Origin of the sequence: Wolbachia endosymbiont (group A) of Icerya purchasi (assembly GCF_947251635.1) — a bacterium.
Classification (GTDB): Bacteria; Pseudomonadota; Alphaproteobacteria; order Rickettsiales; family Anaplasmataceae; genus Wolbachia; species Wolbachia pipientis.
On the sequence record NZ_OX366357.1, the window covers coordinates 640,915 to 656,468 of the forward strand.

The window sequence follows — 15,554 nt, forward strand, 5'->3', positions numbered from 1 at the left end:
ACCCATGGAAGACATAACAAAACTGTTTTGTTTGGTCGATGATTTTTGCAGAGATATAGAGAAAAATTTTGCAGGCAAACTACTGCCAAATGGTAAAAAACCCACAAGAACAACGGAAATTGAGCACTCTGAAATCATGACAATAATCCTGCTATATCAACAATCTCCGTGTAAAAATTTCAAAACTTTCTATCTACATTACCTAACGTTGCTCTACAAATCAGAGTTTCCAAAGTTGCCTTCATATACCAGGTTTGTTGCTCTAAAGCCTAGGGTTTTGTGGCATTTAGCAATGTTGTTGCATTGGCTTTGTGGACAGTCAGAAAACACTGGAATTTCATATATAGACACAACTCCCATTGCAGTTTGTCATGCAAAAAGAATATCCAAAAACAAAGTTTTTGCTGGAATTGCAAAATTAAGCAAGAGTACTTACGGCTGGTTTTTTGGTTTCAAATTACATATGGTAATCAATGAAAATGGTGAAATTCATGCACTTACGCTAACAAAAGGCAATGTTGATGATAGGATACCTGTGCCAAATTTGACGGAAAAATTAACCGGCCTTTTGTTTGGTGACAAAGGTTATATTGCAAAAGAGCTTTTTCAGAAGCTGTTTGACCGAGGTTTGAAACTTGTTACCAAGGTGAAAAAAGGTATGAAAAATACATTAATTTCGCTAAATGAGAAGATTTTACTGAGAAAAAGGTCTATCATTGAGACTGTTTTTGGTTACCTAAAAAATAGACTAGAAATTGAACACACTCGCCATAGATCCCCTGTTGATTTCTTGGTTCATATCTTTTCTACTCTCATCTCCTATTCCATCAAATCCAAAAAGCCTTCTATTTCCTATACTTCCTTCCTTAATCCAGAATTTGCGTATATAGCTAAACTGACTTAGATTTACCGACAGTTTGAAAAACAAAAATTCGTCATTCCGCTACTTGTTAGCGGAATCTATGCTGAGATATCGCGGCGGTATGACGTAGGAAAACCTTTCTTGGGTTAGCTATAGTTTGCTATATTATGTAATTTACATTCCATAATGTATATTATGTAATTTTCGATGCTAAGATCTGTTATAGCTCTCAGTATGATATGAGTGATTCTCTTTTAATAATTATTTTTTAAATAGTTTGTTGGTTCATCAATTTCTTTAGGATTGATATCTACAATTATTTTTCCGTTTTTTAACAGAATAATCCGATCTGATATTTTTGTTAAAAAATCCAAATTGTGAGAAGCGATAATCATAGTAATACCCATATCTCTAACTGATTGTAGTAGTTCCACAACGTCGACTATTGTTGCTACATCTAAACCAGACGTTGGCTCATCGCATAATAGAATCCTTGGATTCATCATTAAGCTTCTGGCAAGCGCAACCCGCTGTTTTTGCCCACCGGATAGATTGCTAGGGTAATCATTTTTTTTAGAGGCAATACCCAAAGACTCAAGTAGTGAATCACTTTGATTCTGGGTTTTATTTTTAAGCTTGGGAGCGTATGTAAGATTTTCCCAGACAGTCATATGTGGGAAAAGTTGAAAATCCTGAAATACAAATCCAGTACTATCATCGCATTCAATGCTACCAGAATCTAAAACTTCGAGTTTTTGTATACAACGTAACAATGTTGATTTACCACTACCAGAAGGACCAGCAAGACCAACTATAGATTGTTCTATAATCAGGTTAATATTATTAAGTACTGGAACATTATTAAATAACTTACAAACATTATGCATTTTTATCATATATACCTTTCTGTTCAATCTTTTTGCCTATATATTCAATTAGTACTACAAGAGCGTAATAATAAGCCCCAGCAAGACAAAGTGGTATAAAATAAGTAAATTGTTCTGCTGCAAGCATTTGCGCAGAGCGCATAATATCAACACCACCAATAGTAGAGATTAATGCCGTTTCTTTAAGGAGTGCAATGATCTCATTTATCATTGCAGGAAGAATATTTTTAATAACTTGTGGTAATATAATATCTCTCCACATATAGAAACTAGGTATTTGTAAAGTTTTAGCTGCTTCAAACTGGTTTTTTGATATAGTTTCAATACCAGCTCGTAAAATCTCAGCAATATAAGCACAGCTATTTAGACCAAATGCTATAATGCCAGCACTAAATATGTTTAATTTAATTCCTGCAATGGTTGGGGTCATAAAATAAACAACACTTAACTGTAATATAAGGGGGGTGCCACGTATTACAGATATAATTCCATTAATTAATGGAATACAGATCTTATTATATCTGAGTACTGACAATAATCCCCCTAGACTCACACCTAAAAGCAGTCCTCCTATCAATAATTTTAAAGTAAAGGCAAGGCCTGTTCCAACAAACAAGAAATTAGAAATTAATTCTTGCATCAGTTATCTCCTAGCCATTTTTCTGTTATCTTTTGTATTACACCTTTACTTTCTAAACTTTTTAACGCCTCGTTTATTTTATCCTTTAAATCAGATCCTTTATTCACAGCAATAGAATAACCATTATCTGACTTAGCGATGGCTGACCATGATAGACCAGTATTTTTTTTGCTAAATACTTTACCTTGGAATTCATCAATTAGGATGCCATCAACATGACCAGACTTTAATGTTTCTACAGCTTGATTATTATTGTCCATAGCAATAATTTGAGCTGTTGTAGGAACATGCTCTTTTAGCCAAATTTCCATGACAGTTCCTAGTTGAACGGCTATCTTCTCGTGAGTTAAATTGTTTATACCGGCTACAGGTTTATTTTTGTGATATAGAATACCAAATTCCCCTGTATAATAACTATTTGAAAAATCAAAATTTTTTTCACGCTCTTCTGTGCTACCAATAGTAGATATAGCAGCATCTACAGAATTACTTTGCAATACTGCAAATATAGTACTAAACTGCATATCTTTAAATATCGCTTCTTTACCTAACTCTTTTGCTACTAATTGAGCAAGCTCAATGTCAAAGCCAGTAAATTTACCATTTTCATAATATTCAAAAGGTGGATAATCTGCAGAAATTGCAAATCTAATGATATTATCGTGTTTATCTTCCTTGCATCCTGTTAATAGAATACTTATCGCTATAATAGCATTTAAAATGTATTTTTTCATATTACTAATTTATATTCATATTTTATTCATCTTATGAATATAGACATTAAAAATTGAATAGTCAAGAAATAATGAATATAATTTCAAATATACTTATTACATATTCAATATGAGGAAAATGCATAATGCATGACAACACACTAGGTGAACATATTTTAAATATTATTCAAAATCATGAAATTTTAGAACAGAGCGATTTACAGACCTTACTCAAAAAAAGAGGGTATAACATTTCTCAGGCTACTTTATCAAGAAAATTGAAAGAACTTAAAATTGCCAAAGTTGCTGGTATGTATAAAGTAATTGACATCAACCAATATCGATTACCATTAATACTTAATATGCAAATTTCAGATTTTGGTTTAATAGTACTACACACTCAACCAGGACAAGCTAGCAGCCTAGCTTACTTTCTAGATCAGAAGTATGTTATTTATTCATTAAATAATAGCAAAAACATAGGAATTATAGGAACTATAGCAGGTGATGATACAGTATTATTGATCATCAAAAGTAAGGCTGAACTTAACAAAGTATTACAATCAATTTATAAAACATTTCCATATTTAAGTCCTGAATAAGAATGTTGTAAGTTAAAAATGTGATATAAAGGAGATAAGAGGGATTCCTTTGTTTAAATCTTTGTCTTCTTTTTTTCAATATACCTACATATCAGAATGGACAATTCATATAGAATCAGCATTGGTATTGCAAGCCCTACTTGGCTTAATACATCAGGTGGAGTTAAGATTGCAGCGATAATAAAAATTACCACTATCGCGATTCTGCGTTTATTTGACAAATTTTGTGTAGTGAGTAACCCTACTCTCACCATCAATGTGAGTATTACTGGAATTTGAAATGCAGTGCCAAATGCAAACATAAATTGGAGAACGAGGTCTAAATATTCGCTAACTGATGGCATAAACTCTATCGGTATATCGAAGGATTTACCACTGTGTTCGAAGTTGATAAAAAACTTCCAGGCTAAAGGAAATATATAGTAATAGACTACAGTAGCTCCCATTACAAATAAAACCGGTGTTGCAATTAAGTATGGCAACAACACTGCCCTTTCACTTTTATATAACCCAGGTGCTAAGAACATATAGGATTGCCATGCAAACACAGGAAAGGAGAGCAAAAGTGCACTTATTATTGCAACTCTAAGATACACAAAAAATGCCTCTGTTAAGTCTGTGTAAATTAAAGAAAAACCTTCGCTACCTTTTGTTGCTTCTATTAGAGGTGCAAGTAAAAAACGGTATATATTTTCCTTAAAGTAATAACAAAAACCAAAAGCAACGCAAAAAAATAGAAAGCAAAAGATAACTCTTTTTCTGAGTTCCGCAAAGTGCTCATAAAAAGAGGCATATTTGTTCGAGTTTTCATTCATACTTTACTATAGCTAAATAATGCTATGTCTAACATTCTCAGCGAAAAAGCCCACTCATTGTCATACCACGCTGCAACCCTGCATATATCACCTGTAACATATGTACCAGTTAAATCCACAATTGCACTATAAGGGTTATGCACAAAATCTATTGAGACTAAAGGTTCCGCGCATATAGAAAGTACATTTGACATTGGATAACCCTCTGTCATCCTAGTACCCTCTGATGTCATCCGAGTAGCTGACACTGGGATCCAGAAATTAGATTCCAGCGTCACGCGCTGGAATGACGTAGAGGAGAGAGCTGCATCCTTAAACATTTCATTGATTTCTTTAACGGTCGCTTTCTTATCAGTCGTAAATTTAAAATCAACCATAGAAACATTGCTAACTGGAACTCTGACGGCAGTGCCATCTAGCTTTCCTTTTAATTCAGGGATGACAGAACCAATTGTTTTTGCTGCCCCGGTTGTAGTTGGCACCATAGATAATCCGCAAGCCCTTGCTCTACGCAAATCTTTATGATTACCATCAAGAACATTTTGATCATTCGTGTAGGCATGTATAGTAGTCATAAAACCGCTTTTTATGCCTAAACTAGAATGTAGGACTTTCACAATCGGAGCAAGGCAATTTGTAGTGCAAGAACCTGCTGATATCACTTTATGCTCTTTTTTGAGCATATCGTTATTCACACCATAAACTATAGTGACATCAGCATCCGGAACTGGAGCAGAGACAATTACTTTCTCTGCATTGTGCCTTATTGCTTCTTCACGTTTGTTGAATGCACCAGTACATTCAAGTATTACATCAACATTCCAAGGAATATTTTCAGGGCTCCGTTCTCTATATAAAGAAAACTTTTTGCCATTTATAGAAATCCAATTTTGAGACTCATTAAAATCAATATCACCACTGAATTTGCCATGAACAGAATCATATTTAATCAAATGTGCATGCTGCTCAGCACCGAGCGATCCATTGACAGCTACAACTTCTATTTGTTTGCTATATTCTTCTATTTCGAAAATAGCACGCAATACGCCTCTGCCTATTCTACCCAGGCCATTAATTCCTACGCGAATCGTCATCTCTTCATTCAAAAAATTTAATTATAGAGGATATCACTTGATATTTCATTCTATTCTTTTGCTTTTCTATCGATATGAACATTATAGCAAGGAGACAGGGCTAAAAACTTGCTTGACAAACTCCGCCAGCCCCCTTATCATAAAATTGAAGCTATTTATTTATCTTTGCAATCTGTGCAGGTTAATGACAAAAAACTTAGGGTATTTGGCGTCTCATGTTTAATTTTTCGCACTACGTGCATCGCATGTCTTTAAAAATTTTAGGTTTTTACCTATACAAGCCGAAACGCGCTTACAAAGCGTTTAAGACAGCAAAAAACGTCAAATTGACAAGGGAGAATTTGAATGCTAGCTACTACGGGGTTTCTTTGCCTTTTTTCCTGCTTAGTAAATTTCTTAAACACTTGCGGTGTAGGTTAGTTGCAAGTTAAAAGCAACTAAATCGCTCTTAATCAAGCGTTTTAGAATAAAAAAACGCCGATATTTTAGTACATAGTAAATAGCCAACCACCATGGGGCTTCTTTTGCCTTTTTTTTTATTTGGTAAATTTCTTAATATTTATAGCTAAAGATTGCACGAATGTTGCAATTACAAAAGCGTTTCTACTATAAACGCGAATTCTGGATTAAGGAAGGAAGTATAGGAAATAGAAGGCTTTTTGGATTTGATGGAATAGGAGATGAGAGTAGAAAAGATATGAACCAAGAAATCAACAGGGGATCTATGGCGAGTGTGTTCAATTTCTAGTCTATTTTTTAGGTAACCAAAAACAGTCTCAATGATAGACCTTTTTCTCAGTAAAATCTTCTCATTTAGCGAAATTAATGTATTTTTCATACCTTTTTTCACCTTGGTAACAAGTTTCAAACCTCGGTCAAACAGCTTCTGAAAAAGCTCTTTTGCAATATAACCTTTGTCACCAAACAAAAGGCCGGTTAATTTTTCCGTCAAATTTGGCACAGGTATCCTATCATCAACATTGCCTTTTGTTAGCGTAAGTGCATGAATTTCACCATTTTCATTGATTACCATATGTAATTTGAAACCAAAAAACCAGCCGTAAGTACTCTTGCTTAATTTTGCAATTCCAGCAAAAACTTTGTTTTTGGATATTCTTTTTGCATGACAAACTGCAATGGGAGTTGTGTCTATATATGAAATTCCAGTGTTTTCTGACTGTCCACAAAGCCAATGCAACAACATTGCTAAATGCCACAAAACCCTAGGCTTTAGAGCAACAAACCTGGTATATGAAGGCAACTTTGGAAACTCTGATTTGTAGAGCAACGTTAGGTAATGTAGATAGAAAGTTTTGAAATTTTTACACGGAGATTGTTGATATAGCAGGATTATTGTCATGATTTCAGAGTGCTCAATTTCCGTTGTTCTTGTGGGTTTTTTACCATTTGGCAGTAGTTTGCCTGCAAAATTTTTCTCTATATCTCTGCAAAAATCATCGACCAAACAAAACAGTTTTGTTATATCTTCCATGGGTAACCTCATCTATTTTTTTATAACTGCTGAGTTTACCCTGTTTTCTGCCTTTTCTATTCTCCTTTAATCCAGAATTCGCGTTAAGACCTTTATTCATAAGTCTGCTCATGTCATCTTCTAAAAAATTTTGAATGGTTCCATCTTTTACTAATTCCTTTATAGCCGATCGTTGCTCTTCATTTTGAAGCATTTCCACTATTTTTAGTTTATTATCAAGCGTTGTTTTTTCTTCTTGATTAGCATTTTTATAATGCTGTTTCATCAAATCGTTCTTCAATTTTTCAAAATTATTCTCTCTTGCTTGAATTGTAGGTAATTTATCGATTATATTTTTCACAAAACTTTTCACTGCTTTTACAAATTCAACTGTACCCTGGGTTGCTTTACTGGCACCCTTATCTACGTTTTCTTTTATCTCACTTCGATGCTGATATATAGCATAACCAATAGCAGCTATAGCAACTAGTGCCACAAATCCTACTAATGCTGCTCCTCCTATTGCCAATGTACCTGCTAGTGCACCTGTCAATGTTGTAAATGCTGCTCCACTTATAACTCCTTGTATTAACAATCGATTACCTAAAGCTTCCAGCTTGTTCTCCATTACTCGATTTTTACCAACTTGCTCAGCTAGTTTTTTGAATTTTTCTATTTTAGATAATTCTTTTGACATAGCTGCCAAAAATTCTTCGCTTTTCCTACTACTTAATAAAAAAATTACGCTTCCCTCTTTAGTTAAATCTAGATCTTTTAGATCTTTATTTTTATCCAGAAAACTTTTTATTTTTTCTTGTAAGTCTTCACTTTCCTGAATAATTTTAAGTACACCTTGGGTAAGATACTCACTGTTGCCAGTATCTACTGCACTACCTTCTACCATATTCAATTCCTATCAATTATAAATATGCCTAATTATACATACTAATTATTAATTATATTATAATAAGTATAAAATAATTAATATAATAACCTCTTTCCAAATATAGAATTTGTATTAAAATACCTAGATTACATGAAATTAAGGTACTTTATGGGTGAAAAAAAATTAAAAGCTGCTGTGGTTTTATCAGGGTGTGGTCACCTTGACGGTGCAGAGGTAAGAGAAGCGGTTTTAAGTTTGCTTGTGCTTGATCAGCAGGAAGTGGATGTTAAATGCTTTGCACCTGATATCAATATCACACAAATTATGAATCATAAAACAAAAGAGGCAACAAAAGAAAAAAGGAATGTACTTGTGGAAGCAGCAAGAATCGCAAGAGGCGAAATATATGACTTAAAAGAAGCCAAAGCTGAAAATTTTGACATGCTAGTTGTACCTGGTGGATACGAGGTTGCAAAAAATTTGTCTGACTTAGCTGAAAGTAAAGACATGGTGACAGTAATGCCTGAATTTGAAAGATTAGTTTCAGAATTTTTTGTTACAAAAAAGCCAATAGGAGCGATATGCATATCTCCAGCCATCATTGTTTCAATTTTAAGTAGCAAGATAGGTAAAGAAGAAAGTAAGGTTAAGGTAACTATAGGAGATGACAGAGAACAGTTGATAGAAAGGCTTGGCGGCGAGCACATAAAATGCGATACAGAGTTATCAATAGAAGACGAAGAACATAATGTATTTTCCTGTTCTGCTTATATGCGTAGCGACGAAAGTACATACTCTGTATATCAAGGGATAAAGCATATGATTGACAGCATGGTAAAAAAGATTAACAAAAAAACTAAACAGCCATTCCTATAAGGTGTACTAAATAAGACTTCTCTATTAATCACACAATTAACTGTTGAATTTTACATTTCTAGCTGTATTATGGCTACGTAGCTAAAGTAACTTAGGTTTATCGACGCTTTACTACTTGTTAGCGGTGTGGTGTAGTGGCCATATATGTTTAGTTCTTTTTTTTAAGGTATTTTGTATGTCAGATCTTTTCTATATTGAAACTACGTGTTGTGTGGACGGTCAGTGTGATGTCTATACAGGGGAAGTGAGTTTTAATGATGTCATGTTAGGCAAGTTCAGTCTAAATTCGTGCAGCGGGAAAGAAGCTATGATAAATCTAGACATTATTACATTCGATATTAATATCGCTATTGATGGTCAAAATGGAAAGACAATAAAAAAAGACCTTAAAGGTCTTGAATTTGTAACTAAAGATGATGGTTCTTGGTATATTAATAAGGATTTTGGTAATGATAAATTTGAAATTATAGTAAAGCAATCATAATTTTACATCTCAGGTGTAACATTTAGTATAGGTGCTACTCTATTTATAATGTTTCTTACTATAGGCGCAGCAATTACTCCCCCGGTATGGTGCATCCCTTGAGGCTCATCAATAGCAATTAGCACTATGTACCTTGGGTCAAGCATAGTTAGCACTCCTATAAATGATGCTATGTTTGCATCTTTGCTATATTTACCATCTACAACTTTTTCCGCCGATCCAGTTTTTCCTCCTATTGAATATGCCTTTATTTTTGCTTTTCTGCCAGTGCCATCTGTTACTGCTGCACGTAATAATTTTCTCATTTCCCTGGAAGTTCTTCTTGAGATAATTTGCTCTCCTATACTTCTTTTATTCAACATCAAGGTTGCGTTATGAAATATCCCATTGTTGATTAATGCTGCTGCAGTTTGTGCAAGATGTATAGGAGTTACAGCTATGCCATAACCATAAGATGCTGTTATTAAAGTGTTTTCACTCCATTTATCCGGGATTATCGGTGTGGATTTTTCTGGTATTTCTATTTTCAAAGGAGAAAATAGCTTCATAGCTTTAAAGTATTCTACCTGTTTTTCAATACCTAGTTTGACTGCAATTTTTGCTGCACCAATGTTGGATGATTTTACAAATATATCTTGCACAGTAATTTTTGGAATTTTAGATTTATGAAAATCCTGAATTTTATACTTTCCAATGGTGATTGGTGTTGATACGTCATATAAATCGCTAGTTTTTGTAGCGTTCGCATCAAGCGCTGCGGCTATTGTAAAGTATTTTAATACCGACCCCATCTCATATACCCCAAGACTGGCGCGATTAAACTTTTGTACGTCTTCTGCCTTATTCTGTAAGTTGGGATTAAAATCAGGTAGGCTGACCATCGAGATGACTTCACTATTTCTCACATTTAAAACAATTCCTACTCCGCCAAGTGCCTGATATCTGCTTACAGCTTTAGTTAGCTCTTCATGCACTATGCTTTGCACTCGTGTATCTAAGGATAGTTGAACATATTGAGCAGCAGAGCGTGACCATCCCTGTCGGATGACAGAAGATTGTGCAGAAGCTTGGTCTGGTGTCATTCCAGTGCACTGACACTGGAATCCAGTTTTATGCGCAATTTCATCACAAACATTGTTTTTGACATATGTTTCTGGAATCCGTTGTTCATCACATAATTTGTCAGTATTTTTATATCTGGATCCCAGTGTCACGCACTGGATCTGTTGTGTGGGGAATTGCTGTGCAGGAATTGCTTTCAAGTTGCAACATTCATACAACTGTATATCAGGTACTTGGATAACAGAATGTTGTTTGTTTTTACTTATATATGCTTCAACTCCTGCAATACCGTTGCCATCTATGTCAGTGTAACCAAGCACGTGTGAAAATAAATTACTGTGAGGATATATACGCTTTATGTCGTCATAAAAATTTACTCCTGGTACACCAGCGTTTTTGATCGCTAGTAATTCTTTTGGAGTCAAGTGTCGCTTTATCCAAGCAAATTTCTTTTCTGAAGTAAGTACTCTATATAAGTTCTTGTATTCGAGGTCATGCAAAGTAGAACACAGTTGTGCTGCTATACTTTCCGGATTCTTTACTTTGGTTGCATCTATATATAGTGATGTTGTGGGCACATTTGTTGCTATTACCACTCCATTTCTATCTAAAATATCGGGTTGTTTATGTACTATATTATCTTTTCTAACATTTTCTGAAGTAGTAAGTTGATCAAATGTGAAAGAGAATATGCGAAAAATAATTATTATATAAAATATAAATAGTGGTACTATAAAATACAGTGAGCGGAGCTTATTTTTAAGTAATGCTTGCATATTTACTTGATTTGACAAAAATGGAAATCATCTTAGCTGAACCACGAGGTTTTTGTGCCGGGGTAAAAAGAGCTGTGGACATATTAGCTATTACTTTAGAAAAATACAAAAACGAGCGCCAAGTTTATGTGCTACACGAAATTGTTCACAATAAATATATAGTAGAGGACTTTAAGAAACAAGGAGTGGTTTTTGTAAGCATTATCGAGGAAATTGAAGATAATGAAGGAATACTGATCTTCAGCGCGCACGGAGTATCAAAAAATATAGAAGATGAGGCAAAAAGAAAGGGTATTCAAGTGATTGATGCAACATGTCCTTTAGTCAGCAAAGTGCATAAAGAAGCAAAAAGGTATGAAAACAGTGGTAAAGAATTAATTCTCATTGGGCATGAAAACCATCCAGAAGTTAAGGGAATTAGGGGAAGAGTAAACAATCCTATCACTTTAGTGCAAACTTTGCAGGATGTATATGATTTAAAGGTTAAAGATCCAGATAATTTGTCTTATGTTACACAAACTACGTTAAGCATCGACGATACCCGTGACATTATTGCTGCCCTAAAATTAAGGTTTCCAAGCATAACAGGTCCAGATTTAAAGGACATATGCTATGCAACGCAAAATAGACAAAATGCTGTTAAAAAGCTAGCTGAAATTGTAGACATGGTGTTAGTTGTAGGAAGTAAAAATAGCTCAAATTCAAACCGCTTATTAGATCTGTGCACTGCTAGAGGAAAAAGAGCCTACTTGATTGATAATTACAGCTGTGTGAATAAAAGCTGGTTTCAGGGCGTAGAAAAGATAGGAATCACCGCAGGTGCTTCCGCTCCTGACATATTAGTTGATGAATTAATAGACTACCTAAAAGTAAACCTGAGTGTAAAAATTTCAGTTATGCCAGGTGGTATTACTGAAAATGTTCAGTTTAAAATACCGAATCTGGTTTAAAACACAACTTATCTACTAAACTTCTCTTGAAATCACACAAACCAGCATCTATAGCTAAGACGTCATACCGCGATTCATTAGACTTCTTGCATAACCATATAACAAACTTTTATTGGGAATAGAAACGAAAAAACTTACTTGACACCCTTCGCCAGCCCCCTTATCATGAAACTGAAGCTATTGTATTTGCTTTCGCCAATCTGCAGATTAAAAGGTAAGGATTACTTAATGTATCGGCGTCTTATGTTCAATTTTTTGCAGTATATAGATACTGTATGTCTTTACAAAACTTCACCTACATCTAGATTTTTATCTAAATAAGCTGAACGCGCTTATAAAGCGTTACAAGACATCAAAAAATGCCAATACTCGACAGAGATAGTAAAAGACTAGCTAACTCGGGGATTCTTTGTCTTTTTTTTGCTTAGTAAATTTCTTAAACATTTGCAGCGTAAGTTAGTTGCAATTAAAAGCAGCTGAATTTCGCTTGTCAAGCGTTTAAAACATAAAAAACGCCAATATTTTAAAGCGGATAATAACCACGGGGCTTCTTTTGCCTTTTTTTTCGTTTGGTAAATTTCTTAATGTTTGTGGCTAACATAAAGCTAAGTATGAACTTTGTTAAACACAACAAATGGTGTCATTCCAGTCTGGAATCCAGGAAAAAGAATGGTGTCATCCCAGTGCCCAAACACTGGGATCCAGTTTTCTTTACAAATTCACCAAAAGTGTTTCATTCTATAACATAAAACCCATACTCACCAAATCCAATGCATTACTTGCAATTAAGTTTCCTGGATCCCAGTGTCTGGGCACTGGGATAACAAAGGAGGACGTTATTCCAGTGCCAAGCACTGACCATTTCTGGTCTCTTAAATTGCAACTAATCTAAGTATTAAAAAATTTACCAAACGAAAAAAAGGCAAAAAAAGCCCGATGGTTGGCTAGTTACTTACATTATATTTTCAAGTATGGCGTTTTTTTATTCTAAACGCTTAATAACCGTGACTCAGCCGCTTTTAAGCCGCAACTAATCTAAATTATAAACGTTAAGAAATTTACTAAACAGAAAAAAAGGCAAAGAAACCCTAGGGTAGCTAATTATTCACTATCCATTTTTTAAGTTGGCGTTTTTTGATGTTTTAAATAGCGTATTTCAGCTTGTGTAGCTAGAAATTTGATAAAGACATGAGGTGCACATAGTGCAAAAAATTAAGCATGATTTACGCCAAATACATTAAGTTTTTTTGTCATTAATCCACTGCAGAGATTGCGAAGATAAATAAATAGCTTCAGTTTCATGATAAGGGGGCTGGCGAAGGGTGTCAAGTAAGTTTTTCGTTTCATCCAATGCGCTGCCAAAAGTTTGTTATGCAAGAAATCCCATAAATTGGGTGTCATAATAACTACACCCACATTAATTTTGGTGTACGTGACCTTGAAAGATCGTGATTCAATACTTAAATTATTAGGGTAGTAGGCAAATAATGGAGCTCAAAATGCATAATGTACAAGAAACTGAAAATTTAAAATTTGACGCTGAGGTAGGGAAAGTACTGAATATAGTGATTCATTCACTTTACACCAATAAAGACATTTTTCTGCGTGAATTAATATCAAATGCATCAGATGCATGTAATAAGTTGCGCTATGAATCTCAACTAAACCCTGATTTGCTAGATTTGAGTGACGAATTAAAAATCACTATCAGCTCCAATAAAGATAAGAACGAGCTATATATCACTGATAATGGCATTGGAATGAATAGACAGGATTTAATAGACAATCTTGGTACAATTGCAAGCTCTGGTACGCAAAAGTTCTTGGATGCGATTAAGAATAGCAAGGATTCAAGCCAAACTGTGGAGCTGATTGGGAAGTTTGGTGTTGGTTTTTACTCAAGCTTTATGGTTGCATCAGAAGTAATAGTAGAATCAAGAAAAGCTGGAGAAGAGGAGTCTTGGATCTGGCAATCCAAAGGAGATGGGGAATATTCAATCAGCAAGTCAGATAATCAAGTCCCTCGCGGAACCAAAATTACGCTCATTATGCATCCTGAAGAAAACGAGTTTTTAGATAAATTTCGTGTTGAAAATATTGTCACTACTTACTCTGATCACATAAATTTTCCTGTTGAATTTATAGACGAAGAAGGAAAAAGTGAAAAGTTAAACAGTAAGGCTGCAATTTGGACTAAGCCAAAAAATGACGTTACTCAAGAGGAGCACAACGATTTTTTCCGCAGTGTTGCCCACGTTGGCGGGGAGCCCTGGATGATATTGCATAATAAAAATGAAGGTGCAATAGAATATACAAATTTGCTTTATGTTCCTTCTATAAAACCTTTTGATTTATTCCATCCAGATAGACGTTGCTCTGTTAAGTTATATGTAAATAAAGTATTTATCACTGAAGATAATGTACAGATCATACCGCAGTATTTACGTTTCTTGAAAGGTATTGTTGATTCACCGGACTTGCCTCTTAATATCAGCAGAGAAACGCTGCAGAATAATCGTGTTGTTGAGCAAATCAGGAAATCCCTCACTAAACGCGCGATATCAGAGCTCGGTAAAAAGGCAAAAGAGAATTTAGAGGAGTACACAAAATTCTGGACCAATTTTGGTGCAGTATTAAAAGAGGGTCTTTGTGAAGCTATGCCAACTGATGAGAGAGAGGCGCTGCTCTCAATTTGCAGATTTCAGAGCACTGGTGATGAGAAATTAGTCAGCATTGGTGACTATATAAGCAGAATGAAGTCTGAGCAGGAGCATATCTATTATCTCACCGGAAATAGCTTGGATTCAGTGAAAAATAGTCCACAACTTGAGGGATTCGTCAGTAAAGGACTAGAAGTGCTCCTATTTGTTGATCCAGTTGATGATTTCTGGACTAGCGTGATTCATGAATATAAAGATCAAAAATTTAAGTCTGTGACCCGCGCAGATGTTGATTTGGAAAAATTCTCTTCAGAAGAAGATAAGACAGATGAAGAAAATAAATCGAATGGAGAAAAAACTGAGGAAAATACGGATCTTATATTGCAATATTTTACCACAGTGCTTGGAGATTCAGTAAAAAGCGTAAAAATCTCCAAAAAATTGACTGATAGTCCCGTATGCCTAGCGGTTGATGAAGGTGCTATGGATCTTCGCATGGAACGTTTTTTGCGTGAACAAAAGCAGCTAAACTACTGCACGCCAAAGGTGCTGGAAATCAACACCAAACATCCTGTAATAAAAAATATAATGAAATCTCACGCTGAAAATGGTGAAAACCCAACATTGGAAGACATGATTCATTTATTATTTTACCAAGCCTGTATAGTGGAAGGTGAAGAGATGGACAATGCAAGCCTGTTTGCTAAGAGACTGAATAATTTGCTTGGCAAGATTTCTGTTTAATGCTATGCTTAGCTTAGCTGTTAATTAGGGGT

The 15,554-nt window shown here is 34.7% G+C and carries 15 protein-coding genes; 7 read left to right on the plus strand and 8 right to left on the minus strand.

The annotated features are described in order from the left end of the window. Positions 1-4: 4 nt before the first annotated feature. Positions 5-904 (plus strand): IS982 family transposase, encoded by a 900-nt coding sequence (locus OPR17_RS03460; protein ID WP_265022097.1) that lies wholly within the window; start codon positions 5-7, stop codon positions 902-904. A gap of 212 nt (positions 905-1,116) precedes the next feature. Here OPR17_RS03460 and OPR17_RS03465 read toward each other — a convergent pair whose 3' ends face one another. From OPR17_RS03465 to OPR17_RS03475, 3 genes are read right to left on the minus strand one after another with little or no spacing between them, the layout of a single operon-like run. After that, on the minus strand, positions 1,117-1,758 hold the full coding sequence (locus OPR17_RS03465; RefSeq protein ID WP_265022098.1) for an amino acid ABC transporter ATP-binding protein: 642 nt from the start codon (positions 1,756-1,758) through the stop codon (positions 1,117-1,119). Further along, positions 1,742-2,389 (minus strand): amino acid ABC transporter permease, encoded by a 648-nt coding sequence (locus tag OPR17_RS03470; RefSeq protein ID WP_265022099.1) that lies wholly within the window; start codon positions 2,387-2,389, stop codon positions 1,742-1,744. The genes OPR17_RS03465 and OPR17_RS03470 overlap by 17 nt, the downstream gene beginning before the upstream one ends. Next, positions 2,389-3,123 (minus strand): substrate-binding periplasmic protein, encoded by a 735-nt coding sequence (locus tag OPR17_RS03475; protein ID WP_265022100.1) that lies wholly within the window; start codon positions 3,121-3,123, stop codon positions 2,389-2,391. The genes OPR17_RS03470 and OPR17_RS03475 overlap by 1 nt, the downstream gene beginning before the upstream one ends. A gap of 125 nt (positions 3,124-3,248) precedes the next feature. On the opposite strand from OPR17_RS03475, the gene OPR17_RS03480 reads away from it, so the two are divergent. Next, positions 3,249-3,704 carry an arginine repressor gene (locus OPR17_RS03480; protein ID WP_265022101.1) on the plus strand — a complete coding sequence of 152 codons (456 nt, stop codon included), beginning with the start codon at positions 3,249-3,251 and terminating at the stop codon, positions 3,702-3,704. A 53-nt stretch (positions 3,705-3,757) separates the two neighbouring features. Here the strand turns inward: OPR17_RS03480 and tatC are convergent, their stop codons facing one another. The 4 genes from tatC to OPR17_RS03500 form a co-directional block, all read right to left on the minus strand. Continuing rightward, positions 3,758-4,519 (minus strand): twin-arginine translocase subunit TatC, encoded by a 762-nt coding sequence (gene tatC, locus OPR17_RS03485; RefSeq protein WP_265022102.1) that lies wholly within the window; start codon positions 4,517-4,519, stop codon positions 3,758-3,760. Next, positions 4,516-5,613: a type I glyceraldehyde-3-phosphate dehydrogenase gene (locus OPR17_RS03490; RefSeq protein WP_265022157.1), complete on the minus strand. Its 1,098-nt coding sequence runs from the start codon at positions 5,611-5,613 to the stop codon at positions 4,516-4,518. Before OPR17_RS03490 ends, tatC begins: the two co-directional genes overlap by 4 nt. 589 nt (positions 5,614-6,202) lie before the next feature. After that, on the minus strand, positions 6,203-7,105 hold the full coding sequence (locus OPR17_RS03495; protein WP_265022103.1) for an IS982 family transposase: 903 nt from the start codon (positions 7,103-7,105) through the stop codon (positions 6,203-6,205). Next, a complete protein-coding gene (locus OPR17_RS03500) occupies positions 7,068-7,988 on the minus strand; it encodes a hypothetical protein (RefSeq protein WP_265022104.1) in 921 nt (306 codons plus the stop codon). Before OPR17_RS03500 ends, OPR17_RS03495 begins: the two co-directional genes overlap by 38 nt. 150 nt (positions 7,989-8,138) lie before the next feature. Here OPR17_RS03500 and elbB point away from each other — a divergent pair, with 150 nt between their 5' ends. Together elbB and OPR17_RS03510 are read left to right on the plus strand one after the other, a co-directional pair. Continuing rightward, positions 8,139-8,846 carry an isoprenoid biosynthesis glyoxalase ElbB gene (elbB, locus tag OPR17_RS03505; protein WP_265022105.1) on the plus strand — a complete coding sequence of 236 codons (708 nt, stop codon included), beginning with the start codon at positions 8,139-8,141 and terminating at the stop codon, positions 8,844-8,846. A 175-nt stretch (positions 8,847-9,021) separates the two neighbouring features. Then, complete coding sequence (locus OPR17_RS03510; RefSeq protein WP_039963709.1) at positions 9,022-9,330, plus strand: hypothetical protein; 309 nt, start codon at positions 9,022-9,024, stop codon at positions 9,328-9,330. A 2-nt stretch (positions 9,331-9,332) separates the two neighbouring features. On the opposite strand, the gene OPR17_RS03515 is transcribed toward OPR17_RS03510, so the two are convergent. Further along, positions 9,333-11,168 (minus strand): peptidoglycan D,D-transpeptidase FtsI family protein, encoded by a 1,836-nt coding sequence (locus OPR17_RS03515; RefSeq protein WP_265022106.1) that lies wholly within the window; start codon positions 11,166-11,168, stop codon positions 9,333-9,335. 20 nt (positions 11,169-11,188) lie between these two features. Between OPR17_RS03515 and ispH the strand changes: the two genes are divergently transcribed. From ispH to htpG, 3 genes are all read left to right on the plus strand, one after another. Beyond that, positions 11,189-12,118 (plus strand): 4-hydroxy-3-methylbut-2-enyl diphosphate reductase, encoded by a 930-nt coding sequence (ispH, locus tag OPR17_RS03520; RefSeq protein WP_265022158.1) that lies wholly within the window; start codon positions 11,189-11,191, stop codon positions 12,116-12,118. A 637-nt stretch (positions 12,119-12,755) separates the two neighbouring features. Beyond that, positions 12,756-13,010 (plus strand): hypothetical protein, encoded by a 255-nt coding sequence (locus tag OPR17_RS07550; RefSeq protein WP_218914978.1) that lies wholly within the window; start codon positions 12,756-12,758, stop codon positions 13,008-13,010. Between the two features lie 607 nt (positions 13,011-13,617). After that, entirely contained in the window at positions 13,618-15,522 is a 1,905-nt protein-coding gene (gene htpG, locus OPR17_RS03530; protein WP_265022159.1) for a molecular chaperone HtpG, read from the plus strand. Positions 15,523-15,554 lie beyond the last annotated feature (32 nt).

Coding starts and splice junctions, on each gene's coding strand:
- OPR17_RS03510 (WP_039963709.1), top strand. CDS start 9,022: ATGTCAGATCTTTTCTATATTGAAACTACGTGTTGTGTGGACGGTCAG.
- OPR17_RS03460 (WP_265022097.1), top strand. CDS start 5: ATGGAAGACATAACAAAACTGTTTTGTTTGGTCGATGATTTTTGCAGA.
- OPR17_RS03480 (WP_265022101.1), top strand. CDS start 3,249: ATGCATGACAACACACTAGGTGAACATATTTTAAATATTATTCAAAAT.
- ispH (WP_265022158.1), top strand. CDS start 11,189: ATGGAAATCATCTTAGCTGAACCACGAGGTTTTTGTGCCGGGGTAAAA.
- OPR17_RS03490 (WP_265022157.1), bottom strand. CDS start 5,613: ATGACGATTCGCGTAGGAATTAATGGCCTGGGTAGAATAGGCAGAGGC.
- OPR17_RS03475 (WP_265022100.1), bottom strand. CDS start 3,123: ATGAAAAAATACATTTTAAATGCTATTATAGCGATAAGTATTCTATTA.
- tatC (WP_265022102.1), bottom strand. CDS start 4,519: ATGAATGAAAACTCGAACAAATATGCCTCTTTTTATGAGCACTTTGCG.
- elbB (WP_265022105.1), top strand. CDS start 8,139: ATGGGTGAAAAAAAATTAAAAGCTGCTGTGGTTTTATCAGGGTGTGGT.
- OPR17_RS03515 (WP_265022106.1), bottom strand. CDS start 11,168: ATGCAAGCATTACTTAAAAATAAGCTCCGCTCACTGTATTTTATAGTA.
- htpG (WP_265022159.1), top strand. CDS start 13,618: ATGCATAATGTACAAGAAACTGAAAATTTAAAATTTGACGCTGAGGTA.
- OPR17_RS03495 (WP_265022103.1), bottom strand. CDS start 7,105: ATGGAAGATATAACAAAACTGTTTTGTTTGGTCGATGATTTTTGCAGA.
- OPR17_RS03470 (WP_265022099.1), bottom strand. CDS start 2,389: ATGCAAGAATTAATTTCTAATTTCTTGTTTGTTGGAACAGGCCTTGCC.
- OPR17_RS03500 (WP_265022104.1), bottom strand. CDS start 7,988: ATGGTAGAAGGTAGTGCAGTAGATACTGGCAACAGTGAGTATCTTACC.
- OPR17_RS03465 (WP_265022098.1), bottom strand. CDS start 1,758: ATGATAAAAATGCATAATGTTTGTAAGTTATTTAATAATGTTCCAGTA.